The organism is Acetobacter persici, from assembly GCF_018256955.1.
Classification (GTDB): Bacteria; Pseudomonadota; Alphaproteobacteria; order Acetobacterales; family Acetobacteraceae; genus Acetobacter; species Acetobacter persici.
Window position 1 is genome coordinate 1 of sequence record NZ_JAERKU010000017.1, and the last position, 22441, is coordinate 22441.

General features: G+C 61.2%; 24 protein-coding genes. 6 read left to right on the forward strand and 18 right to left on the reverse strand.

Going from position 1 to position 22441, the window contains the following annotated elements; all coding sequences use genetic code 11:
- Window positions 1–12 precede the first annotated feature (12 nt).
- From JK199_RS13925 to JK199_RS13935, 3 genes are all read right to left on the reverse strand, one after another.
- Window positions 13–770, reverse strand: a protein-coding gene (locus JK199_RS13925; RefSeq protein ID WP_099050360.1) for an IS5 family transposase whose coding sequence is annotated in 2 segments (ribosomal slippage) — window positions 13–449 and window positions 449–770 — 759 coding nt in all. Because the reading frame shifts where the segments join, the coding sequence is not laid out codon by codon here.
- Between the two features lie 214 nt (window positions 771–984).
- Complete coding sequence (locus JK199_RS13930) at window positions 985–1845, reverse strand: DMT family transporter (protein ID WP_077931504.1); 861 nt, start codon at window positions 1843–1845, stop codon at window positions 985–987.
- Window positions 1845–2726 (reverse strand): MurR/RpiR family transcriptional regulator, encoded by an 882-nt coding sequence (locus JK199_RS13935; protein WP_077931503.1) that lies wholly within the window; start codon window positions 2724–2726, stop codon window positions 1845–1847. The genes JK199_RS13930 and JK199_RS13935 overlap by 1 nt, the downstream gene beginning before the upstream one ends.
- A gap of 99 nt (window positions 2727–2825) precedes the next feature.
- Here JK199_RS13935 and JK199_RS13940 point away from each other — a divergent pair, with 99 nt between their 5' ends.
- Together JK199_RS13940 and JK199_RS13945 are read left to right on the forward strand one after the other, a co-directional pair.
- Window positions 2826–3722 carry an oxidoreductase gene (locus JK199_RS13940; RefSeq protein ID WP_077931502.1) on the forward strand — a complete coding sequence of 299 codons (897 nt, stop codon included), beginning with the start codon at window positions 2826–2828 and terminating at the stop codon, window positions 3720–3722.
- Window positions 3723–4040: 318 nt separating this feature from the next.
- Complete coding sequence (locus JK199_RS13945; RefSeq protein ID WP_077931501.1) at window positions 4041–4955, forward strand: LysR family transcriptional regulator; 915 nt, start codon at window positions 4041–4043, stop codon at window positions 4953–4955.
- A 2-nt stretch (window positions 4956–4957) separates the two neighbouring features.
- Here the strand turns inward: JK199_RS13945 and JK199_RS13950 are convergent, their stop codons facing one another.
- The 12 genes from JK199_RS13950 to JK199_RS14005 form a co-directional block, all read right to left on the reverse strand.
- Complete coding sequence (locus JK199_RS13950) at window positions 4958–5191, reverse strand: DUF2274 domain-containing protein (RefSeq protein WP_077931500.1); 234 nt, start codon at window positions 5189–5191, stop codon at window positions 4958–4960.
- Entirely contained in the window at window positions 5188–6390 is a 1203-nt protein-coding gene (locus tag JK199_RS13955; protein ID WP_077931499.1) for a TrbI/VirB10 family protein, read from the reverse strand. The genes JK199_RS13950 and JK199_RS13955 overlap by 4 nt, the downstream gene beginning before the upstream one ends.
- The gene (gene trbG / locus JK199_RS13960; RefSeq protein WP_077931498.1) at window positions 6387–7388 is read right to left on the reverse strand and encodes a P-type conjugative transfer protein TrbG; all 1002 of its coding nucleotides are present in this window, start codon (window positions 7386–7388) and stop codon (window positions 6387–6389) included. Before trbG ends, JK199_RS13955 begins: the two co-directional genes overlap by 4 nt.
- Complete coding sequence (gene trbF, locus JK199_RS13965; protein ID WP_077931497.1) at window positions 7385–8068, reverse strand: conjugal transfer protein TrbF; 684 nt, start codon at window positions 8066–8068, stop codon at window positions 7385–7387. Before trbF ends, trbG begins: the two co-directional genes overlap by 4 nt.
- A gap of 5 nt (window positions 8069–8073) precedes the next feature.
- A complete protein-coding gene (trbL, locus tag JK199_RS13970) occupies window positions 8074–9492 on the reverse strand; it encodes a P-type conjugative transfer protein TrbL (protein ID WP_077931496.1) in 1419 nt (472 codons plus the stop codon).
- 5 nt (window positions 9493–9497) lie between these two features.
- Window positions 9498–10301 carry a P-type conjugative transfer protein TrbJ gene (trbJ, locus tag JK199_RS13975; RefSeq protein ID WP_077931495.1) on the reverse strand — a complete coding sequence of 268 codons (804 nt, stop codon included), beginning with the start codon at window positions 10299–10301 and terminating at the stop codon, window positions 9498–9500.
- Window positions 10298–12754 carry a conjugal transfer protein TrbE gene (gene trbE / locus JK199_RS13980; protein WP_077931494.1) on the reverse strand — a complete coding sequence of 819 codons (2457 nt, stop codon included), beginning with the start codon at window positions 12752–12754 and terminating at the stop codon, window positions 10298–10300. Before trbE ends, trbJ begins: the two co-directional genes overlap by 4 nt.
- Window positions 12755–12765: 11 nt before the next feature.
- The gene (locus tag JK199_RS13985; RefSeq protein ID WP_212377086.1) at window positions 12766–13041 is read right to left on the reverse strand and encodes a VirB3 family type IV secretion system protein; all 276 of its coding nucleotides are present in this window, start codon (window positions 13039–13041) and stop codon (window positions 12766–12768) included.
- A complete protein-coding gene (locus tag JK199_RS13990) occupies window positions 13041–13394 on the reverse strand; it encodes a TrbC/VirB2 family protein (protein ID WP_212377148.1) in 354 nt (117 codons plus the stop codon). The genes JK199_RS13985 and JK199_RS13990 overlap by 1 nt, the downstream gene beginning before the upstream one ends.
- Window positions 13394–14398 (reverse strand): P-type conjugative transfer ATPase TrbB, encoded by a 1005-nt coding sequence (trbB, locus tag JK199_RS13995; protein ID WP_212377089.1) that lies wholly within the window; start codon window positions 14396–14398, stop codon window positions 13394–13396. Before trbB ends, JK199_RS13990 begins: the two co-directional genes overlap by 1 nt.
- Before the next feature lie 148 nt (window positions 14399–14546).
- Window positions 14547–14978, reverse strand: a complete 432-nt coding sequence (locus JK199_RS14000; protein WP_077931493.1) for a CopG family transcriptional regulator — start codon at window positions 14976–14978, stop codon at window positions 14547–14549.
- Between the two features lie 7 nt (window positions 14979–14985).
- Window positions 14986–16986, reverse strand: coding sequence for a conjugal transfer protein TraG (locus JK199_RS14005; RefSeq protein ID WP_077931492.1), 2001 nt, complete (start codon window positions 16984–16986; stop codon window positions 14986–14988).
- A gap of 173 nt (window positions 16987–17159) precedes the next feature.
- On the opposite strand from JK199_RS14005, the gene JK199_RS14010 reads away from it, so the two are divergent.
- The 4 genes from JK199_RS14010 (at window position 17160) to JK199_RS14025 (ending at window position 19356) form a co-directional block, all read left to right on the forward strand.
- Window positions 17160–17429 carry a type II toxin-antitoxin system CcdA family antitoxin gene (locus JK199_RS14010; RefSeq protein ID WP_212377092.1) on the forward strand — a complete coding sequence of 90 codons (270 nt, stop codon included), beginning with the start codon at window positions 17160–17162 and terminating at the stop codon, window positions 17427–17429.
- 4 nt (window positions 17430–17433) lie between these two features.
- A complete protein-coding gene (locus tag JK199_RS14015; RefSeq protein ID WP_077931491.1) occupies window positions 17434–17745 on the forward strand; it encodes a CcdB family protein in 312 nt (103 codons plus the stop codon).
- A 190-nt stretch (window positions 17746–17935) separates the two neighbouring features.
- Window positions 17936–19186 (forward strand): AAA family ATPase, encoded by a 1251-nt coding sequence (locus tag JK199_RS14020; RefSeq protein ID WP_077931490.1) that lies wholly within the window; start codon window positions 17936–17938, stop codon window positions 19184–19186.
- A complete protein-coding gene (locus JK199_RS14025; protein ID WP_157763030.1) occupies window positions 19183–19356 on the forward strand; it encodes a hypothetical protein in 174 nt (57 codons plus the stop codon). Before JK199_RS14020 ends, JK199_RS14025 begins: the two co-directional genes overlap by 4 nt.
- A gap of 127 nt (window positions 19357–19483) precedes the next feature.
- Here JK199_RS14025 and JK199_RS14030 read toward each other — a convergent pair whose 3' ends face one another.
- The 3 genes from JK199_RS14030 to JK199_RS14040 all read right to left on the reverse strand — a co-directional run bounded on the left by JK199_RS14030 (window position 19484) and on the right by JK199_RS14040 (window position 22425).
- Window positions 19484–21223: a relaxase/mobilization nuclease domain-containing protein gene (locus JK199_RS14030; RefSeq protein ID WP_212377095.1), complete on the reverse strand. Its 1740-nt coding sequence runs from the start codon at window positions 21221–21223 to the stop codon at window positions 19484–19486.
- A 192-nt stretch (window positions 21224–21415) separates the two neighbouring features.
- On the reverse strand, window positions 21416–22087 hold the full coding sequence (locus JK199_RS14035) for a lytic transglycosylase domain-containing protein (protein ID WP_212377098.1): 672 nt from the start codon (window positions 22085–22087) through the stop codon (window positions 21416–21418).
- Window positions 22084–22425, reverse strand: a complete 342-nt coding sequence (locus JK199_RS14040) for a DUF736 domain-containing protein (RefSeq protein WP_208864152.1) — start codon at window positions 22423–22425, stop codon at window positions 22084–22086. Before JK199_RS14040 ends, JK199_RS14035 begins: the two co-directional genes overlap by 4 nt.
- Window positions 22426–22441: the final 16 nt, after the last annotated feature.

Sequence of the window (22441 nt, forward strand, 5' to 3'; positions counted from 1 at the left end):
TAGGCTCAGGACTCATAGCCAGAAGATGACGGTTGCGGCGAGACAGATTGCCGAGAAGAAGACGGTCGGGCATCTGTCATAGCGTGTTGCGACCCGTCTCCAGTCTTTGATCCTGCCGAACATGATTTCGATACGGTTGCGTCTTTTGTATTTCCGTTTGTCGTATCTGACCGGTTTTCCACGAGATTTTCGGCCAGGAATACAGGGTTTGATCCCTTTCTCCTCCAGAGCATCCCTGAACCAGTCAGCGTCATAGCCCCGGTCCGCCAGCATCCATTCGGCTGATGGGAGGTTGTCCAGAAGGGCTGCGGCACCGGTGTAATCACTGACCTGACCTGCCGTCATGAAGAAGTCGAGCGGACGTCCGTTCCGGTCGGTGACGGCATGCAGCTTCGTATTCATCCCGCCTTTGGTCCTCCCGATCAGACGGCCTGGCCCCCCTTTTTTAACCGCAGGCTTGACGCCGTGCGATGGGCCTTGAGATAGGTCGCATCAATCATGATCGTCTGAGGCTCTGCCTTGCCGGTAGCCAGTCCCTCCATCATGCGGATGAATATCCCCATAGCACTCCAGCGCTTCCAGCGGTTGTAGAGCGTCTTGTGTGGACCGTATTCCCGGGGTGCATCACGCCAGCGCAGACCATTGCGGTTCACGAAAATGATCCCGCTCAACACACGACGGTCATCAACGCGAGGTTTGCCATGGCTCTTCGGGAAAAAGGGCCGCAGACGTCCCATCTGCTCGTCCGTCAGCCAATACAGGTCACTCATCTTCAGTCTCCTCAAGGAGCCTGAATCACATCATGACGCCCATATCAATGGGTCCTGAACCTAGGAAAGAGTCACCCTGCAGAAATCATGTTCTACCAGTCACTAGCCAAGTCTGCGCATGACGCGTTTACATGACGGTCGGGCCGGGCGACACTTCTTGAGCCGCCTCATTCGAGACAATAAAGAAAGCAATAATCCGGCATCGGTAAAGGCATCACAGACCGACGGCCACGATCCCGATCAGTACGACGACAGCCCCCGCGATCCGACGCGCGAGATGGTCCTCGTGAAAGAGCCAGCAGGCGAGAAGAGAGCCTATAACGATGGACGACTCACGCAGGGGCGCAACGAGCGCCACAGGCGCCGTTTGCATGGCGCTGAGTATGAGGATGTAGGCCAGAGGGGAAAGCACGGCGACAATAAGAATCGGCATGGCATTTGTGCGGACAGCAGTCGGGATTCGATGTCGCCGACGAAGTGCGCTTGGCGTTAGCAATATGCCCTGTAGCAGCAGCGTGCCGGTGTAATAACTTATTGGTGCGAGATGCAGCGAATTTACTGAATAACTGTCCCAGAGAGTGTAGCCAGCAATGGTCGCGCCGGTCGCAGCACCCCATAATGCACCCTGAAGCGGGTGGTGACTTGCGCGCCTGAACGGATTCCCTGTGACAACGAGGATTCCTGCGATGATCAGGGAAGCGCCAAGCATCGCGACTGCAGTAAGGTGTTCTCCCATCAGGAGAACCGCGAAGAGCATCGTCAGCAATGGCCCCGTACCGCGTGCTACCGGATAGACTACGCCTAGCTCAGCACGGTCATATCCGGCCTGCAAGATCAGGGAGTATGCGATATGGAGCACCGCCGAGACGGCCGCACCCAAGGCGAGCCGCCAGTCGAGCACCTGTTGCCCCGTGATCACAAGCGCGACGCAGATTGGCACACACAACAGCGCCGAGGTGCCGGTATAGGTCCAGACGAACAGCAGGGTATCGCCCCGCTTGTATTTCGAAGCCAGGTTCCACATCGCATGGGCGACCGCCGCGACAAGGATTATTGCAACGGTACTCGGCTGCATCAGGCAAGATCGGGCAGGTCGATACCCGCTCGCTCCGCTCTTCTACTACGCTCCGGATCGCGTAAGGCAAGTGCTGCGGCCAGTGCATCAATGACGACGAGTTGGGCCAGTCGGCTGCCGGCGGCGGCCATCTGTGCCGGCAGTGGTGCGCCACCAACGACCAGTGCAATGTCCGCAAGGGTGGCCAACGGTGTGCCGTACTGATTGGTGACCGCAATAAGCGATGCTCCTGCGGCAACAGCTGCATCGGCGACACCGAGCGTCGTTGGCGTGCGACCCGTCGAACTGACAGCTATGACGACGTCGCCCGGGCCGAGCAGGCGCGTGGCAATCATCGCCGACAAATAATCCGGGATGCCGATGGTCGTCACGCCAAGTGCGCGCAGGCGGAACACCGCGTCGGCGGCAACCGTCGCTGACGGACCCGCGCCAAAGGCGATCACCTGGCGGGCACTCTGGATAGAGGCAACGGCCTTGTCGAGCGCAGTCGTGTCGACGGCGCCGCCGAGCGCAGTCAGGGCGTCGATGCCCGCACGAATGGAGGTTTCGAGTACGGTAGTGGTCGTCGCATTCGCAGTGAGTGTTTCAGAAGGGGCGAAGAATTCGGCAGTGCCACGAGCGCGAGCGATCTCAATCTTGAGTTCCGTGAAGCCGCCGAACCCGATTGCACGCGCGGCGCGGATGACGCTTGGTGCTGAGACGCCTGCTCGAGCGGCTACCTGCGCAGTCGTGCTGGTGCCGACGAACAAGGGGTCGGTGAGCAGGAGTGCGACCACCTTCTCCTCGCTGGCAGCAAGGCCGCCGCTCCGTGCCTGAATGCTGCCAAGCCATTGGCCCAGCCGCCCCGCAGAATCCGAAAGTTTATTACAGAAATCAATCATGATGTGTAATACATTACAAAACACGCATCGAGCGCACAAGCTCCATGTGCGCCAATGCATTGCATATGAGCCGAAGGTGTCGCCAGGGAGATCGTTTTCATGAATACGGACAGGAATACCGCTGTGGCTGTCATAGGTCCCGGGGCAATCGGCACCGTGATCGCGGCGGCGCTATATGAAGCTGGCCACACTCCGGTGTTATGTGGCCGCACTCCGCGAGAGCATCTGACTCTTCAGGACAACGATTGCCTCATCACCGTCCCCGGACCGGTAAGGACTGACCCCAGACAAATCGCTTGGGGTGCTGACCTTGTCTTCCTCGCGGTCAAGGACACGCAAACCGAGGCGGCGGCAGAATGGCTGTCAGTATTGTGTCGCCCAGGGACCGTCGTGTGTGTGCTGCAAAACGGGGTGGAACAGGTGGAGCGCGTTGGGCCACACTGTCCGCATACGCAGGTCATACCTGCTGTCGTGTGGTTTCCTGTTCAGGCGCAGGCCGATGGCTCGGTGCGCTTGCGTGGGGATGTGCGTCTTACCCTGCCAGACATGTCGGCGTCACACATCGTTGTCGAGGCGTTGCGTGGCACCCGCTGTTCCGTAGACTTGGCCGGGGATTTCCTCTCTCAGTCCTGGCGCAAGCTGCTGCAGAACGCGGCGGCCGGTCTAATGGCTCTTACGCAGCGGCGCTCAGGCATGTTCAGCCGGTCGGACATCGCCAGACTTACGCTCGCTTATCTACGGGAATGTCTGGCCGTGGCTCACGCCGAGGGCGCTGAACTTGGTGACGAGGTGCCTCAAGCGATCCTCGACAAGTTTCAGGCATCTCCTTCTGACATGGGCACGTCCATTCTTACGGACCGTGAAGCGGGTCGACCCCTTGAATGGGATATCCGCAACGGTGTCGTCTTGCGTCGAGGTCGTGCCCACGGGATCCCGACGCCGATCAGCGATGTGATTGTGCCACTTCTCGCGGTCGCAAGCGATGGCCCAGGCTAATTCATGGATGAAACGATCGAAAGATTATTGATTAAAATTTTTGCGATCTGATTTCGATGGCAAAGAAAGGCGTTGAATGGCTTCCCAGCATTTGATCCGAGATTGGATCTTTCAGTCTCCATGCTAATCTGCGTATACGAACTGCTCACCAGCACCGACCTCCAGCCATACTATCCCACGCTCGCAGCGTGGGATAGTATGAATGTTCTGCCTTGGACCACCGTCCGCAATTGGTGGACGGCGTCCCATCCTTTCAGGATGGCGGCGGATGAAGAGGCTGCATCGCGCCTTCTTCACACCAGCCGACTTTAACTCCAGATGAAACGGCCGCCATTCGACCTCTGGCAATTGCTGTGCGTGCGAGCAATCGCACAGCATGGCAGTATCCATGGCGCGGCGCGTTTCCTGAACACTCGCCAGTCAGCCGTCAGCCGGTCCTTACACAACCTGGAGGAGCGGCTGAATGTCAGGCTGTTCACCCGCTCCCCGGCGGGTGCCGCTCCGACTGTCTTCGGTGAGGAGTTCGTCCGCTGGACCCAGACGATTCTGGACAATGTGGCGGGTATGAACGCCCGCGCACGGCGAACGGGCAAGGGCGAGCACGGGCAGATCTCCGTCGGCATCCAGACCTGCGTCCTGCCTGGACGATTTTCCGCCTTCACGGGCGAGTTCCGCACCACACATCCCGATATCGTCTTCCGTTATTCCGAGGGCACAGGCAAAAGGCTTTTGCGTCGCCTCCAGCGCGGACAGATTGATTTCGCGGTCGTCACGCGCCGCAATTTGGCTCCAGCCCTGCGGGTCATGCCACTGTGGAGCGACCGCATCGTAGCAGCACTCCCGGTCAGTCATCCACTGGCAAACCAGCGCGAAATCTCGTGGCATGATCTGCGGCACGATATATTCCTGATCGGACGGGATAACGCGGGTCAGGATTTCGAGGAACTTGTCGGACGAAAACTTGGCGAACCAGATATGCACCCGAAAATCCGGCGCCATGATATCGGCAGCAACCGGATCATAGCACTCGTCCAGAACAACGAAGGCGTCGCCCTGCTTCCTGCGTCGTGGCTACCGCTTGTTCACGATCAGCATGGGCACAACGTTGCAATCACGGACATACGTGACACGACCGGTTCGTCTCATCTGGAATTCGGGATCGTCTGGCGAGCCGACAATGAAAATCCCTGCGCCCGGAGCTTCGCCCGATATATCGAAGCCCGCAGAGCATGAAACTATCCCCCCGACGTCACCGCTTTTTCCTTTCTCCGTGCCCTGGCGAACCCCTTATCCGACATCATGAACTGCCTGAGCATGGGTGCGACCAGCCGGGCCGGGTCCGTTGCCCCATCACTACCGGAAAGAAGTGCTGCATAAGCCAGCAAATCACGATGAACGTCAGGTGGTAACGCCACGGTCATTTTCACCAGTTTCTCGTCGGGAAGCTCCCGGATCTTCAACTCTGTCATCGTGGACGTCCTCCATTCTGGTAAGGCCTGAGTAACAGGTCGTGTCCAACAAGAATCGTAAACGGCAGCCCCGGCCGATCGGTCAGGGTCGGCTGGACGTTGAGGCTGCGATCGATCAGCCGGTTGCCAACCATCGAGAAGCCGTTGCTGGCCCCGGAGCGGATAGCCTGGGCCAGATTGTTCTCGCTCTGGCTGGTTCCGGCCTCGGAACCAACGCTGAGAAGCGTGGTCACGATGGCGGCCTTGAAGAGTTGCCCCCAGTGATTGTTCACTTCATCGGACAGGCCGGACTGACCGATGGCATCGCCACCCGGCAGCTTCTCCAGCACCAGGCTGTCACCATTCGGGAAGATCAGCCGGGTCCAGATGATCTGGCTGCGCTGCGGCCCGAAAGAAATGCCGCTGTTATAGGCTCCAAACAGCAGACTCCCCTGCGGGATCAGCAGGAATCGGCCGGTCGGGCTGTCATAGACGTTCTGGGTCACATGCCCGGTAATATGGCCCGGCAGGTCGGAGCTGATTTTCGTGTTTAGCGCTCCCGCGATGACAGTGCCCGCCTGGAGGATATAAGGCGACACCGGAGGCATGATGCGATCCGGGCTCGTCGTCGCCCGGTCGGGCTGTCCCGCCAGAAAGGCACGGTTGCCAGATTGTGCGTCGGTCGCGGGAGACGGGTTCGCCTGAGAGGCAGAAGCACCTGGCGCGGGTAGCGTTGCCTGTTCGGTGCCCCGGTTCCGGTCCCCCGTCTGCACGAACAATTTGCTGGCGATCGCAGCCTCCACCTCCTGCGCGGCGCGGCGATCATCGCCACCGGACGCCCCCCTTCCCTGCTCCTGTGCTTTCAGAATGGTATGCCCCAGATCACCAGGCAGCGCTGGTCCCAGCTTCGGCACATCTTTGCCGAGATAATCGGACGGCAACCCCGCCAGACCATCGGCAGACGGGCGGGCGTCCGTGTCCTGGCTGACGGCCGGGGGTGAAGTCTGACGACTACTTTCCAGCGCATAGCCCAGAGCAAACGCCACCGCGATCATGCCCATGCCTCCCAGCGACCAGACCACGGTGCGCGACAGCCGCACCACACGGGGCCGCTCCGCCCTCAGCCGCAGATCTGGCGGTGACGACAGGGTCGCAGGGGGCACGTTTTCCGTGCTGCCATCACCCCTGTCATCCCGTGCTTCTTCCTGCCCGTCCGTCATGAGCGCCGTCCATCCGTCCGGACAATGCGCACCCGCTGCTCGGAGTGTTTATCCCCCAGCCGCAGTTCGGCGGCGGCAAAGAGGCGATCCACGATCATCCAGTTCTGTCGGACCCGGTAATTGACCAGTTCCGGGCCGCCATCGGCTCCCAGCACGAACAGTGGCGGCAGTTCCCCCTGCCCTATTCCCGATGGGAAGGCGATATAGACCTTGTGCCCGTCATCGAACGTCCGGCTGGGTAGCCAGGCCGGTGTGCCGCCCTTCACCGGCTGGATGGCGTAGCGAAAATTCAGGGCGTCGAGAGTGAGGCCCGCATCCACCGGCGCTTCGTCCTCTGCCGCACTGTCCTGCCGGCGCAGGGCGATCAGATCGTCTTCGGGATAGTTCCAGGAGACCGATGCCATATAAGTGGCTGGCGTTGACCTCAATTCGGCAAGATAGGTCCGCCGGTCCGTGTTGACGATCAGGTTGGTCGTGAGATCCGGCCTGGTCGGCTTGACCAGAATATGGATGCGTTTTGTCGCCCCTGCCCCGCTTTCGGTATCGCCTATGATCCAGCGCACGGTATCCCCAGCAGCAACCGGCCCTGTGCCCACCAGCTTCTCACCCTGCTGGAGCATGATGTCGGTGATCTCGCCGGGCGAGGTGTAGACCTGATAGAGTGCACCCGGACTATAGGGATAGACCTGCACGGCATTGATGAACCCGGCCCGCGTGGGCTGGATGCGCGCTGCCAGATTGGCCTCCGTGACGCGCACGGTCGGATCAGGAACCTCAGGAGGAGGACGAACAGCCCGTCGCACCGGAAGAGCTTTAAGCTGCCCCGGCAGGGGAAGCAGTTTCGGGACTTCCACCACCTGCACCGGTTTCGGCGGATCGGGCAGACGCGTCGCCTGCACGGCGTCATCGTAACGGATGACCGGCGGGTGATACTGCTGCGCGCATCCGGCCAGAGGCAAGACCAGCAGCGGCAGGACACGAAGCGCATGACGGATCATTGGCCCAGCTCCTTCGACCAGTTGATGCCAGAGACGTAGATACCCAGAGGATTTTTACGGAGATGGTCGGCGTCACGCGGCGTGCGCAGCACGATGGACACGATGGCCGTCCATCGCTCCTTGCCGGTAAAGGTGCCATCGCGGTAATGCCGGTCGGTCCAGGCGACACGGAAACTGCCGGGCGAGGCGCGGATCACCGAGGCGATGTCCACCTCGACCTGCTCATGCCCAATGCGTGAGAAGGGATCGTTGAGACGGGCATAGTCGTTCAGCGCCACAGCACCGGACGTGGTGGTGAAATCGTAGGCCCGCAGCCAGTTATGCCGGACCACCACGGCATCGGACGACAGGGAGCGGACATCGCCAATAAACTGCGCCAGATACCACGCGATCTGCGGGTCCGCAGGCGTATAACCCGCTGTTGCCGGAGTCACGACCTGCGCCTGCCCCAGCCGATCGACCTGCACCACCCACGGCGTGATGGTGCCACGGGCCGATTGCCAGACCACCCCCGCGCCCAGTCCGGCGGACAGGACTAATGAGCTGAAGGCCATCAGCCGCCAGTTGCGCGCCTGCACACGGGCGGAGCCGATGCGCTCGTCCCAGATCTGCGCCGCTTTCTGATAGGGTGTCACGGGCTCGGGCGTGGTCCCATAGCGTGTGGTGGAGCGACGGAACATCGCGTTTATTCCTTTTCCGAGAGATCAATGGACGCCGACCCGCCTCCGCCATCGGCGGAGCGGATGACATGAGCCGCCTCGGAGGCATGGGTGGCAGCGTTGCGGCGCTTCATGCTCCGTGCCCAGCGCGGTGGCTCGCCGCCGGTTGTCGGACCGGAACCGCCATCGGGACCAGACGGACCAGAACCGGCAGGGCCGTTACCCGTGGGGTCACCACCACCACCAGATGAACTGCCGTCACCGCCATCGCCCGTTGGACTGTCGCCCCCCATCCCGCGCGCGGCCCAGCGACCGCCGGCGGCGTAGCTTTCCTTGAGAGATGTGCCTGCACGCGAGGCCGCCCCTTTTGCCGCATTCGCGATATTCCCGCCGACAGCCCGGCCCATGCCTCCGATGCCGGCGGCCATGCTGCCCGCGCCACCAGATGCGTCAGCGGCTCCGGCCGAATAGGCTGACGTGGCGGCCCCGGCGATCGCAGCCCCGCCACGTGCAGCAGCGGCGGTCGCGCCAACGGCTGCGGCACCGCCAGAAGCGACGGCTCCCACACCGGCGACCGCCGCAGCGCCCATCGCGCCCACCGCCATACCAGTGCCAACGGCGGCCCCTGCTCCAAGCTGGGGTGCGCCGGAGATAAGCCCATTGGCAATGCTGCCGCCAAAAATGGAGAGCCCAACAATCGCTAGAGAGGCCAGCACCACTGAGGTCGCCTGTCCGACCGTGGGAACAGCATCGCCGTAGGACGTCGTAAACTGCTTGAAGAGCACCGAAGCGATGGCGGAAATGACCGCCAGCACCATGATCTTCACGCCCGAGGACACGACATTTCCTAGCACCTTCTCGGCCAGAAAGGCGGTGCGATTGAACAGGGCGAAGGGGATCAGCACGAATCCTGCCAGCGTGGTCAGCTTGAATTCGATCAGGGCGACAAAAAGCTGCACGGCCAGAATAAAGAACGCCGCCAGCACGATCAGCCAGGACAGACAGAGCACGAAGATCTGGATGAAATTCGTAAAGAAGGCGACCGGGCCGAGAAGATTATGTACAGAGTCCAGAAGTGGCTGGGCCGCATCGAAGCCGGTTGACGCCAGACGACCGGGACGCAGGAAATCCGAAAGCGCCAGCGTTCCGCCCCCTGCCCTCAGACCAAGCTGAGCAAAACTGTCGAACATCACCTTCGACAGATGGTCAAAATCATTGATCACAAAAGCAAAAAATCCGATATAAAGCGTCTTCTTCACCAAACGCTGGATGATGTCCTCATCCGCAGCCCAGGCCCAGAACAGCCCGGCCAGTGCGATATCCAGCACAGACAGCGTTCCGGCCAGCGAGATCACGTTGCCCTTCACCAGACCGAACCCGGTATCGATGGTGGTCGTGAAAGTGTTCAGGAAACTATCGATAACGCCAACGTCGCCCATTGCCATGACCTTCAGTTCCCGCTGCTGCCGAACATGGACACCGTGCCGGGCACATAGGCGTCATGCTGGGAGAAATGCTGATACTGCGCCTCGCTTTCCGCTTCCGTCGCGGCATCCCGCGCCTGTTGCAGGGCGGTGGCGCGGCCGTTGGCGGCGAGTTCCGCCTGGATGTCGGACAACTGGCGGGATTGCAGGGCCAGAAGCTGGTTTCCAGCTTGGGCGGCCTGCAACGCGCCCGTAGAGGTCTGGCTGGAGGAGACAAGCTGGCTCATGGCCGAGCTGTCGCTCGGGATATTTCCCACCACCCGCGCCTGCAATTTCAGGGCATCTTCGAACCCGCCCACAGAATTCTGCCAGCGGGTCTGCGCCTGGGAAAACAGGGCGCTGTCAGACATCCCGGAAGACACTGACGTATACGCCTGCTGGTATTGCTGTTCGACGGACTGGACGCTGTAGGCGATGTTCTGCGCCTGCGCGAGGAGTGCTGTCGTCTGGGAAATTGTCGATTGCAGCGTCGACAATGTCGAGAGCGGCAGGCTTGCCAGATTGCGCCCCTGGTTGACCAGCATCTGGGCCTGATTGGCCAGTGACGTAATCTGGTTGTCGATCTGCTGGAGAGTCCGTGCCGCGATGAGAACATTCTGGACATGGTTGGCTCCGTCATACACCGCCCATTGGGCATGAGCGGGTCGTGAGAGATCGAACGCCCCGCCGACCGCCAGCATTGCAGAAGTGAGAAGGACACCTCGGCGGAAATGTTTTTCGTGAGCGCGACCGAAAAATTCAGTCCAAGGCCGGAAAGTTTTTTCCGTCATGGCACGCCCTCCGATCGGAGGTTTTCACGCAAAAGATCCGCCGCCCATGACACGCCACGCGCCTCAAACCACGCGGGGAGAAAACCGTCGCGGCCGTGTTCCGCCAGAACCGCATCAATCAGCCTGTGATCGTCCTTGCCGGATGCGGCGCACAGGGCCAGCGCCACCGGACCAAGACCGAGTTCAAACAGCCGGTTTCCCCGCTGCGTCTGGCAGTAATACTCCCGCTTCGAGGCAGCCCGCGCGATGATGGCAATCTGGCGGTCGTTCAGACCGAAATCGCGATAGATCGCCATAATCTGCGGCTCGATGGCACGTTCGTTAGGCAGAAAAATCCGTGTCGGGCAGCTTTCCACCACGGCCGGAGCGATGGGCGAATTGGCAATATCTGACAAAGACTGCGTGGCGAAGATGACGCTGGAATTCTTTTTGCGCAGCGTTTTCAGCCATTCGCGGAGCTGGCCAGAGAAATTCCCGTCATCAAGAACCAGCCACCCTTCGTCGATGACCAGCAGGGTCGGGCGGCCATCCAGCCGTCCTTCGATGCGATGGAACAGATAGGATAGCACCGACGAAGCCGCCCCGGAACCGATCAGACCTTCGGTTTCGAAGACCACCACGTCGGCATCACCCAGTCGCTCGGCGTCCGCATCCAGCAGGTGACCATAGGGGCCGCCAAGGCAGTATGGGGCCAGCGCCTGCTTCAGCGCGTTGGACTGGAGAAGGGCAACCAACCCCGAGAGAGTGCGTTCCTGTTGGGGTGAAGACGCCAGGGAATTCAGGGCCGACCAGAGATACGCCTTGACGTCTGGCGTTAACGTTACCCCCTCGCCGGCAAGGATCTGCCCCAGCCATTCGCTGGCCCATTTGCGCTCGTCCGGATCATCGATCCACGCCAGTGGCTGGAGTGCAACACCGGGAAAGCCGTCCACGCCCAACCCGTCCTCATCCGTCAGACCACCACCGAGATCATGCCAGTCGCCGCCCATGCCGAATGTTGCGGCGCGCATCGAGCCACCGAAATCGAAGGCGAATATCTGCGCGCCCAGATAGCGCCGGAATTGCAATGCCATCAGCGCCAGCAGGACTGATTTGCCCGCGCCTGTCGGTCCCGCGATCAGCGTATGACCCACATCGCTTGCATGGAGAGAAAATCGGAACGGCGTGGCGCCTGCCGTCTTACCGTAAAAGAGCGGTGCGGCCTTGAAATGCGCGTCCTGGTCCGGTCCCGCCCAGACGGCGGAGAGCGGAATCATATGCGCGAGGTTAAGCGTCGAGACGGGTGGCTGCCGCACATTGGCGTAAACATGGCCTGGCAAGGAACCGAGCCAGGCTTCCACCGCATTCAGACTTTCCGTCATGCAGGTAAAGTCACGGCCCTGGATGATCTTCTCCACGAGACGGAGTTTTTCAGCGGCGATGCTGGCACTGCCATCCCACACCGTGACAGTGGCGGTAATATAGGCTTGGCCCACATCGTCAGCGCCGAGCGACTGCAACGCCAGATCGGCATCCGCCGCCTTGTTGGCGGCATCATTGTCCACCAGAACGGATGCTTCGTTGGTCATGACTTCGCGGACAATGGCCGCAATGCTCTTGCGCTTTGCGAACCACTGGCGCCGGATCTTCGTCAGAACCTTCGTGGCATCGGTCTTGTCCAGCAGGATGGCGCGGGTAGACCAGCGATACGGCATCGCCAACCGGTTCAGATCGTCCAGGATTCCGGGAAAGGTGCGGCTGGGGAAACCCGTGATGGTCAGAGTCTTGAGGAAGACGTCGCCGAGTTTCGGCTCCAGACCGCCCGACAAAGGCTGGTCGACCAGCAGAGCGTCAAGGTGCATCGGAATCTCGGGCACCCGGACCCGCTGATTCCGGGTTGAGATGGTGCTGTGCAGGTAAGTCAGCGTCTCACTGTCATCAAGCCAGGCGGTTTCGGGCATGAATCCGTCCAGCAGGGCAAGAAGCCGATCACTGCGATCCACGAACGCATGGAGCATGCCATATGGATCGGGACCGTCACGTTCCCTGCCCTCATAGAGAAACCGCGCTGCACGGTCAGAAGATTCCGCAGGCGGCAGCCAGACCAGGGTGAGGAAATACCGGCTCTCGAAATGCGCGCCCTCATCCTCGAACTGCTCCCGGCGTTCCAGATCGACCATCTGACTGGCTGCGTCAGGGAAATCGCTGTCGGGATAAAGTGTCGCCGGCACACGCTGTGCCTCCACGAACACGGCCCAACCCGAACCAAGACGCCGCAGGGCGCTATTTAAGCGCCCGGTCACACCCACCAGTTCAGCAGGCGTTGCACTATCGAGATCGGGACCACGTATTTTTGCGATGCGCTGAAAACTGCCGTCCTTGTTCAGGACAACACCTTTCGTAACCAGTGCTGCCCAGGGCAGGAAGTCGGACAGGAGGGAATTTCGATTGCGATATTCGCCAAAGGACATCATGGCCGGTCTCCCTATGCCCGCAGCCAGGCGGGATAGCGGAGATGCCGCCGCCCCACCTCGATGAACAGCGGATCACGCCTGGCCCCCCAGACCGCCAGCGTGTGCCCCACGACCCAGAAGGCAGCGCCGATCAGCCACAGACGCAGACCCAGCGCGATCGCAGCCGCCAGCGTGCCATTGGCAATGGCGACCGCGCGGGGCGCCCCACCCAGCAGGATTGGATCGGTCAGCGAGCGATGCACCGGGACATGGAATCCCGGCACAGCATCATCCTCATAGGCCGCCATCAGATCAGCGCCCCGCCCGAGAAGGAGAAGAAGGACAGGAAGAACGAGCTGGCGGCAAAAGCGATAGACAGGCCGAATACGATCTGGATCAGCCGCCGAAAGCCGCCCGAGCTTTCCCCGAAGGCCAGCGTCAAACCGGTCACGGTGATGATGATCACCGAGACGATCTTGGCGACCGGCCCCTGCACGGATTCCAGTATCTGATTGAGCGGCTCTTCCCATGGCATGCCTGCCCCCGATGCCCAGGCCGATGACCCAAGGCAGAGCGACAGCAGCATCGCTGTGCCGATCACACGACTATCGGGCAGGCAGCGAGCAGACCGGGCGACGGAATGGAGGCGTGAACGCGACATCATGATGACTCTCCCTTCCCGGAGAATGGTGTTTCGGAGGATGACAGGCTGGCCGGACGGATGCGGTAAGCGCCTTTGGCGGGATCAAGACCGTCGATTTCGGCCAACTCACTCAGACGACGGGCGGTGCCGCGCCCTGACAGCACGGCGACCACGTCAATGGTTTCGGCAATCATCGCGCGTGGCACAGTGACGACGGCCTCCTGAATCAACTGTTCCAGCCGGTAGAGGGCAGCCAGCACCGATCCGGCATGCAGAGTGCCAATCCCGCCCGGATGGCCGGTTCCCCAGGCCTTGAGCAGATCAAGAGCCTCGGGACCACGCACCTCGCCAATCGGGATACGGTCAGGGCGCAGGCGGAGTGCCGATCGAACCAGTTCGGACAGTGTGATGACACCATCCTTTGTACGCATAGCGATCAGATTGGGCGCCGTGCATTGCAGTTCGCGCGTATCCTCGATCAGCACGATGCGATCGTCAGTTTTCGCGACCTCGGCCAGCAATGCGTTGACCAATGTGGTCTTGCCAGTGGATGTGCCCCCCGCGACCAGAATATTTTTACGGTCCGCGACTGCCTGGCGAAGATATGCCGCCTGCCCCTCCGTCATGATCCCGGCAGCGACGTAATCATCGAGCGTGAACACCGCGACGGCGGGTTTACGGATGGCAAAACTCGGGGCCATCACCACGGGTGGCAGCAATCCCTCGAAACGCTCACCGGTCGGCAATTCCGCCGACACGCGGGGCGCCCCCTCATGCACCTCCGCGCCGACATGATGCGCCACCAGCCGCACGATGCGCTCGGCATCGGCGGGGGTGACGGTTTCGCCAGTGTCGGACAGCCCTTCGGACAGACGGTCGATCCACAACCTGCCATCGGGATTGAGCATCACCTCGACAATGGCAGGATCAGCGAGGTGCCGGGCAATCGCTGGCCCCATCGCCGTGCGCAGCATGAACATGCCACGCTGTCGGGCTCCACTTTCAATGGGTGTGACCGCCATGGAAATCCCCCGTCTCTGCGGGTCATCCGGCCTCTCCGGACGACGACGGGGACAATTAGAGAGTGCTGCTTTCTCCCGATTTCAACAGTATTTTCCAGCCATAGTACAGGATCGTACCGGATGCGGTTTTTACTTGCGGATTGCGGGATCAGGTTTCTGACCCTGGAGACACGTCATCGGGAATTTCCTGCCGGAAGACCGGTCCCCGACTGAGTCGCCTACCAAGCGCGGCCACGAACGCTTCATACCGTTCCGTCCCCTGTGCCCGCGCGGCAGCGGCTGCCGGTTCCGGCAAGGGTGGGCTGACCGTCATCCAGTAGCGGATGAACAGCGCCAGCGTCTCAAGGCTGATCCCAAGATCGCGCTCCATGCGGGCGACCTGCCGGTCAAGACGGTCCAGCCTGCGACTCATCGCCGCTTCCCGTCGCTCATCGGCATCGGGCGACAGAAAGGATGCGATAGCCGCTTCCGCCACCAGGGAAAGGGACAGATCGCGCCGCGTAGCGTGCGCGGTCAGGGCATCGAGCAGTTTCGGTTCCAGATACACCGACAGCCGCGCCTTCTTCGGGGATGCTGTCATTGCACCCTCACAACCCAAGGTCATTGCCACGGTCGAGCCCGGCCTGCCGGGCAATCCGCGTCAGGTCGGCACGATCACGCGCTTCTGGATCCTGTGGCGGTTCCTCACCAAAAAGGTCCGGTGCCGCACGCCGCTTGCGTTTGCCGGTCTCCGCCGGATCATGCTCGCGCGACCACTTCCGCCCCGTGCCGAGCGATTCATCGCTATCGGCATCGTCGGGCCTGTCAGGCTCTGCCGCCGACATCTGCTGCTCCGGTGGCGGAGTGACAGGAGACGGGCGACCACTCCAGTCATCAGATCGCACGGGCCGTGCCAATTGCGTGGGATCCGGCGGCGGCAGAACGCGCTCGACGAACCGACGGTCCCGGAAATACCGCGCCTTGTGCGCGCGAATTGGGGGACAACCCGCCACCATGACCACCTCATCCCGCGCCGGAAGCTGCATCACCTCGCCCACCGTCATCAGGGGACGGGCGCTCTCCTGCCGTGACACCATGAGATGCCCCAGCCATGGCGACAGTCGATGGCCGGCATAGTTCTTCTGCGACCGGATTTCGGTGGCCACCCCCAGACCATCGGATACCCGCTTTGCCGTGCGCTCGTCATTGGTGGCGAAACTGACCCGGACATGGCAGTTATCCAGTATGCTGTTGTTCTGGCCGTAAGCCTTGTCGATCTGATTCAGGCTCTGGGCAATCAGGAACGCCTTGATCCCGTAGCCCGCCATGAAGGCCAGCGCGCTCTCGAAGAAATCCAGCCGGCCTAGGGCAGGAAATTCATCCAGCATCAGCAGCAGACGACGCCGCCCCGCGCGACCGGTTAGATCTTCGGTCAGCCTCCGCCCGATCTGGTTGAGGATCAGGCGGATCAGTGGCTTGGTGCGGCTGATGTCCGAGGGCGGGATGACGAAATATAGCGAGACGGGCCGATCACCCTCCAGCAGATCATTGATCCGCCATTCACAGCGACTGGTCACGGTAGCCACCACGGGATCGCGGTAGAGACCGAGAAACGACATGGCTGTGGACAGCACGCCGGAGCGTTCGTTGTCCGATTTGTTGAGCAGTTCCCGTGCCGCCGAGGCCACGACGGGGTGCGGCCCCGCCTCCCCGAGATGCGATGTCCGCATCATGGCCGACAGGGTCGCCTCGATCGACCGCTTGGGGTCGGAGAGGAATTTGGCTACCCCTGCCAGGGTCTTATCGTCCTCGGCATAGAGCACATGCAGGATCGCCCCGACCAGCAGGGCATGAGAGGTCTTCTCCCAATGGTTGCGCCGTTCCAGCGATCCTTCGGGATCGACCAGGATATCGGCGATGTTCTGCACGTCGCGGACCTCTGACGCCCCACGCCGGACCTCCAGCAGCGGATTGTAGGCCGAGGACGCCGGGTTGGTGGGATCGAACAGCAGCACACGTCCGAAGGTTGCGCGGAAACCGGCGGTGATCTGCCAGTTCTCGCCCTTGACGTCATGGATGATGGCCGAGCCCGGCCAGGTCAGGAGCGTGGGGACCACCATGCCCACGCCCTTGCCGCTGCGTGTCGGCGCGAAGGTCAGGACATGCTCGGGGCCATCGTGCCGGAGATAGCTGCGGCGGTATTTCCCCAGCACCACGCCATCTTCGCCCAGCAGCCCCGCCGCGCGGATTTCCGCGTCCTCGGCCCAGCGGGCGGACCCATAGGTCGCGGCCCGTTTCGCTTCCAGCGCGCGATGAAGTGACAGCGCCACGGCGGCCATGAAAGCCAGCACCCCGCCCGAGCCCGCGATCCAGGCACCCCTCGCGAACACCGCCGGCGCGTAGGCGTCAAACTCATACCACCACCAGAAGAACAGCGGCGGGGCATAGACCGGCCAGCGATGCAGGATTGTGAACCACGGTCGGCCGAGTTCCGGCTGGAACGCCAGTTCCCAGGCCGTCCATTGTGTCGCCGTCCACCAGGACAGCACGATCATGGACAGGACCACGAGCGCCTGCCCCCACTGGATGCGTGTTCCCGGCTGGTCCATCGAGTCCTCCCCCTGTCATGGGAGATAGCGGAGAACCGGGATTTTCCGGGACGCAAGCAGAATCAGGTGGTCGTCGTACCCTGGCGGGCAGGAGCGAAAAAATACTTGCGTGTTGCGGTCTGGTGTCGGCATCCTCATCTTATGCGCACGACATGCGCATAAGGAGTCGGATCATGCCCAGCCGCACCAGCCTCGGCGTTTCCTATGATCGGAGCGCCCCCCGCCGCCCGGTCAACCTGTCGCTCAACACCGACCTGTTGGCGCAGGTCCGGGAAGTAACGCCTAATCTTTCGGCGACGGTCGAGACCCTGCTGGGCGACTACCTGCAATCCGCGCGGCAGCAGTGCGAAGGCGAACAGCGCAAGCTCGACGGCGTGATCGACGCGGTGAACGATCTTCACATTCGGCACGGCTTCCTGAGCGACGAATTCTCGACGCTCTGATCCGATGCCGCAATTCGCGATCTACCGAAACCCCGGCCGAAACCGGGACATCCCGTTCGTCGTCCAGATCCAGAGCAGTCGCCTGGAACGCAGCGTGGGCCGCGTCGTCATCCCGCTCGTCAGACGGTCAGGCAGCACGCCGCCGGATCATCCGCTAACACCGCATCTCCATGTCGAGGGAGAAGACGTCTTCGCCAACCCGTTCGACCTGGCGACAGTCCCTGCCGCGCGGCTTGGGATCGTCGTCGGCATCCTGGACGAACACGATCAGGACAAGATCATCAGGGCCCTGGACGAACTGGTCAGCAAGGCGTGAGGGGCGCGGAACTTCCGTTGTCGTCGTCATTTTCGGCATGCGAACCGCTTCACCCGCGAACTAATCGCTGACATACTCCGCTAACCGCTTGTAGAAATACAACGACATTACTGCCACCTTATTCAAAATTTTCTGACACAGAATCGAGTAGAATCATGCATCTCCGATCCGGAACAGACAAGTTAACGCCATGACTGCCAATCTGATTCGTGTTTCGGCTGCTGTTATCCTTATCCTCATCGCTCTATCGTGGATCTCATCGATCTTTCAGAGCTTTGCCTGGATTATTGGGCCGGCCTTGCTTGCTTTTGCGGCCTATCGCCTTTGGCAGGTGATGGAGAACGGGCCACCAGAAGCGACCCGCTACACAGAACGTGCTGTGACTTTCGGCCGGAACAAGGCGAAGGAAATGGTTGACCGTTATCGGCAGGAAAGCGAGGCGCGTTTCGAACGGGAGAGATTGCTTCGCGAACAAAATGCTCAGGCATTCAAGTCGTCGCCACCGAATGATCAGCCACCAATCGATCAGGGAACAGGTAATCCTTCTTTATCTCATCCGGACGTTGCACCTCGACCAACCCCACCAACGCGAAAGGCCGCCGCATTTCGAAAAGGCCCGACCGCGATTGAGAAACTTGATAATATGATCGGCTTGAAAGCCGTCAAGGATGAGGTGCATCGCTTGATGCGCCGGCTCGAACTTGAAAAAGAAAGGGAGAAATCCGGCTTCAAGGCCTCTGTCCCTTCTCTTCATTGTGTATTTCTGGGTAATCCGGGTACCGGCAAGACGACTGTGGCACGCCTTATGGGCGAAATTCTGCATGATTACGGCTATCTGCGTCGGGGCCATATGGTCGAGGCGGACCGTTCTCAACTTGTCGGTCAATATATTGGTCACACGGCTCCTATGGTTCAGGAGATCGTCACACGAGCAACGGATGGCGTACTTTTTATCGACGAAGCCTATACGCTGGCACCGAAGAATGCCGGGAATGATTTCGGCGCTGAAGCGATCGACACGTTGCTCAAGCTGATGGAAGATCGACGTGATCGCATATGCGTCATCGTGGCAGGCTACACGACCGAAATGGAGCGATTTCTCTCTGCTAATCCGGGTCTCAAGTCGCGCTTTACGCGCACCATCGAATTTCCAGACTATGCTGTCGACGAATTGGCCCAGATTTATGTGGGCCATGCCACGAAGGAAGGCTTCCTTCTGAATGAAAGCGCCGCTTCCGCCGTCTTTCCCGCCTGCCAGGAACTCATTCGTCAGGGAGGCGCCCATTTCGGTAACGGGCGAGAAGTGAGAACGTTGTGGGAGAGAACAAGAGAGTCGCATGCTGAACGTGTCATGGCACTGCAAACTCGCAATCAGGAAGCCCTGCATACGATCGACGCCGTCGACATCGAAGATGCTGTCAAAAGAGGATATCACGGATGAGCGAAGACGATCATCCCTCTTTGCAAGCCCGATCATTTGTTGAACGGCTTAAAGAGGCATTTCCTGTCGCGTTCAAGCAGGATGAGGCGTTTTGCTACGCGCTCATTCTGGGAATTCTCGCGCTTGCGATCGCCATACATGGTCATCATGCGACAAACATCGTCCGATGAGATACCGGTCGATATTTTTGTCGATCCTGCTGCGCATGTCGCGGTCAGCTTACCTGATAGAGTATTGTCTTTTTCCTACCTTCCAACTTTGCCGAACGAAGAAAGACAGAGTTGGCCGGGGATTTGCTCACAATCCAAGCTCCCGTTTGCGCGCGAACGACCAGTCAATCCCCCCATCACCGCGCATGATTCCCGACACCTCCCGTCCGCGCTGTTTTTCCAGCGAGGGCGACCATGGTACCAACTCGAAGCCCAGCCCATCGTCGATCATGGCGAACCGGCCCGACGCCAGATTGAAACGCTGACGATAGGTGCCGGTAACGGGATCACCCTCCCCACTCTGCCGGAACGGTATCCCTGATTTCCCACTGAGATTCCGTCCTACCATCTCAAGCTCCCGCTGACGCAGCGTGGCGATCAGGTTCCGGGCATAGCGGATACCCCCGCCGTCGCGGCTGGCCAGTCCCTGCTCCACCAGATGCTCCGTGCGCTTTTCCATCGCCCCTTTGACATCGGCACCGAACCCGGTGGACGCGAGAGCAAGAGGCTCCCGCGCGATGGCCTGCCGGTCGAGCCAGGTAGCGCCCTCCGCCGTCACCTGCCGTTCCAGCGTGACGTCCGAACGCACGGCCAGCGCGACACGGTCACGTCCCTGTTTGTCGCTGAAACGCCGCAGTTCGACGATGGAACCAACAGCCCCGTCGCCAGCTACTTCGAGGTGCGGCAGGCGGACATGGTGCGTGCGTCCGTCAATCCCATCGATGACGGCATAGGCCGTGCCGCGCAGTTCATCGTCGAGGCCACGATCGAGCAGCCGACCGATGACGGGATCGATGGTGTTTTCCCCCGCCAGTACCCAGGAGGACGCGGCGCGATCGATTTTCTGTTCCGCCAGCCCCCGGTGGATGCGTTTGATGATGTCGTTGCGCTCCCTGATCTCCCGCAAAGTCGCTTCCGCACTCTCGTCCATTCGCCAGCGATCTGATCCGACCTGATGCGCAAGCCCCATGGTTTCCAGACGGCGCAGACGACCCAGCTTCACCGTCGTGAAGGCGTCCGGCATTTCGTCCGGCGCGCGCCCGAGATCAATGACACCATCCGTTCCGGCATCCCTCTGAAGCTGTCGGTCGAGTTGGGTCCAGCGGTCAGCATTCACCTGACGCTCAACCGCCTGATGGATCTCATGATCCGTGCGCGGCCCGAGTTCCAGCGTCACCAGATCCTGGGCACGAGCGCGCATCCCCTCGCGGATATAATCACGGGCGATCACCAGGTCGGAACCGTCCTCCGCAACACCCCGGACGATGACATGCAGATGGGGGTGTGCGGTGTTCCAGTGATCGACGGCAACCCAGTCGAGTTTCGTGCCGAGATCGGATTCCATCTGCCCCATCAGATCACGGGCGAAGGCCCGCAGGTCCGACATCTCCGGCGCGTCTTCCGGCGAGACGATGAAGCGGAAATGGTGGCGGTCGTCATCGCAGCGTTCCGCGAAGTCCGAGGCGCGGATGTCGTCGCTGTCCCTGCCGAACAGGCGCGCGTCCTCCCCGTCCCGCGTTACCCCCTCCCGACGGAGATAGCGAAGATGCGCTGCCAATGGTGTGGCGCGCGGGGCATGGCGCACCACACGAGCCTTGATGACGACGCCCCGCGAACGGCTGGTGAGCAGGCGGTTCGCGGCATAGGCGGCGGCCCTCCCGCGCCCGAAACTGGAACTGCGGCCAGAGGTGATTTTTCCCGCACGAGACACCCTGCTACCGGCCCGCTGCACAGAGGCCAGCACCTGCGTCACGAATGGTCGCGCCTGCCGGGCGCGGATAGAACGTATACGCCCCGGGCGGACCCGGAATTCCTCATCCCTCTTCATGGAAAACACCCGCCCCTCGCAAAAGATCACGCCGGATCAAAGAGATGACACCTTGTCGTAAGGTGCGGAAAATCCACGCACCTCGCGACAAGAGTTCAAAAACCCCGGAAAGCAGCCACCCCAACCGAGCCGCGATGTGCGGCCTTTTATCCAGCCCTCCCTTTTCTGTTGGCTTTCCGGGGGTTTCACGCCTCACTGGACCTGATCCGATCCTCCCAGCGGGACCATGCCGGACCTCTCCCCGACATGCCCTGCGAAAAGGTTCTCGGGAGCAGAAACGTGACGTAACGTGGTACCCCTAAACGCATCGGGCTGGCTTGAAACGAAGAGCGCGGCCGTCACCCAGGAGCGAGCCGGAAAAGGTAAAAAGGCAGCGGGAAGATGGAGGGCAGACGATCGGTTTTTCATCAGCCGTGTGACGAATTCCACGTAGGAAATCGTCTCGGCAGGCAATGGCCGACCGGTCGCCAAATGGTCGTCATAACGACCGGGACCAGCGTTGTAAGCAGCCAGAAAACCCGCATCGCCATAACGGTCATGCAGCCATCGCAGATAGGCTGCCCCGGCCACGATGTTGTCATGCGGATCGAAGGGATCGGCGCCGAGATTCAGCGTGCGCCGAACATTCTTCCATGTGCCGGGCATGAGCTGCATCAGGCCCATCGCACCAGCACCTGACACGGCATGCGGATCGCCCGCACTTTCGGCTTGCAGGACCGCTCTTACCCACGTCGCCGGGAGCGCATTCCGTTCCGCCGCCTGACGCACCAGATCGTCCCAATCCTGTGCACGGGCGGGGGTCGGCGAGAGCGTCAGCGCGAGCACGGCCAGCATGCTGCCAGACACGAAAAACCGGCGCCTCATTCCCGACCTCCCGGACGTTTCGTGGGCCGGTTCCACACCAGTTGCCATTCACGCCCACCGCGTCCGGCCTGGAACAGCGTGGCTCGGATCGGCTGCATGAACGAGGGATCGTCCAGCACGATGGAGATATATTCACCGGCGCGCTCCCCGGTGCGGGTCCACCCGGCACCGATCTCTGGCCCAGCGCCTCCATCACCGAGATGGATGCGATAATCCGGCGCATGCTCCGCGCCATTGTTTTCCGCTGGCACGAAGGTCAGTTCGGCATCCAGAGACAGGGTGCGCACACGCCCGGCAAAACCATCGGCGGTGCGCGTGAAAAATCCGATCTGGCTCATGAGAAAAATCCTTGCG

Bases quoted from the DNA above. Each gene is read 5' to 3' on its own strand.
- trbB (WP_212377089.1), bottom strand. From the start codon at position 14,398: ATGGCGGTCACACCCATTGAAAGTGGAGCCCGACAGCGTGGCATGTTC.
- JK199_RS14000 (WP_077931493.1), bottom strand. From the start codon at position 14,978: ATGACAGCATCCCCGAAGAAGGCGCGGCTGTCGGTGTATCTGGAACCG.
- JK199_RS13990 (WP_212377148.1), bottom strand. From the start codon at position 13,394: ATGTCGCGTTCACGCCTCCATTCCGTCGCCCGGTCTGCTCGCTGCCTG.
- JK199_RS13945 (WP_077931501.1), top strand. From the start codon at position 4,041: ATGAAACGGCCGCCATTCGACCTCTGGCAATTGCTGTGCGTGCGAGCA.
- JK199_RS14025 (WP_157763030.1), top strand. From the start codon at position 19,183: ATGAGCGAAGACGATCATCCCTCTTTGCAAGCCCGATCATTTGTTGAA.
- JK199_RS13930 (WP_077931504.1), bottom strand. From the start codon at position 1,845: ATGCAGCCGAGTACCGTTGCAATAATCCTTGTCGCGGCGGTCGCCCAT.
- trbJ (WP_077931495.1), bottom strand. From the start codon at position 10,301: ATGACGGAAAAAACTTTCCGGCCTTGGACTGAATTTTTCGGTCGCGCT.
- JK199_RS14040 (WP_208864152.1), bottom strand. From the start codon at position 22,425: ATGAGCCAGATCGGATTTTTCACGCGCACCGCCGATGGTTTTGCCGGG.
- JK199_RS13935 (WP_077931503.1), bottom strand. From the start codon at position 2,726: ATGATTGATTTCTGTAATAAACTTTCGGATTCTGCGGGGCGGCTGGGC.
- JK199_RS14005 (WP_077931492.1), bottom strand. From the start codon at position 16,986: ATGGACCAGCCGGGAACACGCATCCAGTGGGGGCAGGCGCTCGTGGTC.
- JK199_RS14035 (WP_212377098.1), bottom strand. From the start codon at position 22,087: ATGAGGCGCCGGTTTTTCGTGTCTGGCAGCATGCTGGCCGTGCTCGCG.
- JK199_RS13955 (WP_077931499.1), bottom strand. From the start codon at position 6,390: ATGACGGACGGGCAGGAAGAAGCACGGGATGACAGGGGTGATGGCAGC.
- JK199_RS13985 (WP_212377086.1), bottom strand. From the start codon at position 13,041: ATGGCGGCCTATGAGGATGATGCTGTGCCGGGATTCCATGTCCCGGTG.
- JK199_RS14030 (WP_212377095.1), bottom strand. From the start codon at position 21,223: ATGAAGAGGGATGAGGAATTCCGGGTCCGCCCGGGGCGTATACGTTCT.
- JK199_RS14015 (WP_077931491.1), top strand. From the start codon at position 17,434: ATGCCGCAATTCGCGATCTACCGAAACCCCGGCCGAAACCGGGACATC.
- trbL (WP_077931496.1), bottom strand. From the start codon at position 9,492: ATGGCAATGGGCGACGTTGGCGTTATCGATAGTTTCCTGAACACTTTC.
- trbF (WP_077931497.1), bottom strand. From the start codon at position 8,068: ATGTTCCGTCGCTCCACCACACGCTATGGGACCACGCCCGAGCCCGTG.
- JK199_RS14010 (WP_212377092.1), top strand. From the start codon at position 17,160: ATGCCCAGCCGCACCAGCCTCGGCGTTTCCTATGATCGGAGCGCCCCC.
- trbG (WP_077931498.1), bottom strand. From the start codon at position 7,388: ATGATCCGTCATGCGCTTCGTGTCCTGCCGCTGCTGGTCTTGCCTCTG.
- trbE (WP_077931494.1), bottom strand. From the start codon at position 12,754: ATGATGTCCTTTGGCGAATATCGCAATCGAAATTCCCTCCTGTCCGAC.
- JK199_RS13940 (WP_077931502.1), top strand. From the start codon at position 2,826: ATGAATACGGACAGGAATACCGCTGTGGCTGTCATAGGTCCCGGGGCA.
- JK199_RS14020 (WP_077931490.1), top strand. From the start codon at position 17,936: ATGACTGCCAATCTGATTCGTGTTTCGGCTGCTGTTATCCTTATCCTC.
- JK199_RS13950 (WP_077931500.1), bottom strand. From the start codon at position 5,191: ATGACAGAGTTGAAGATCCGGGAGCTTCCCGACGAGAAACTGGTGAAA.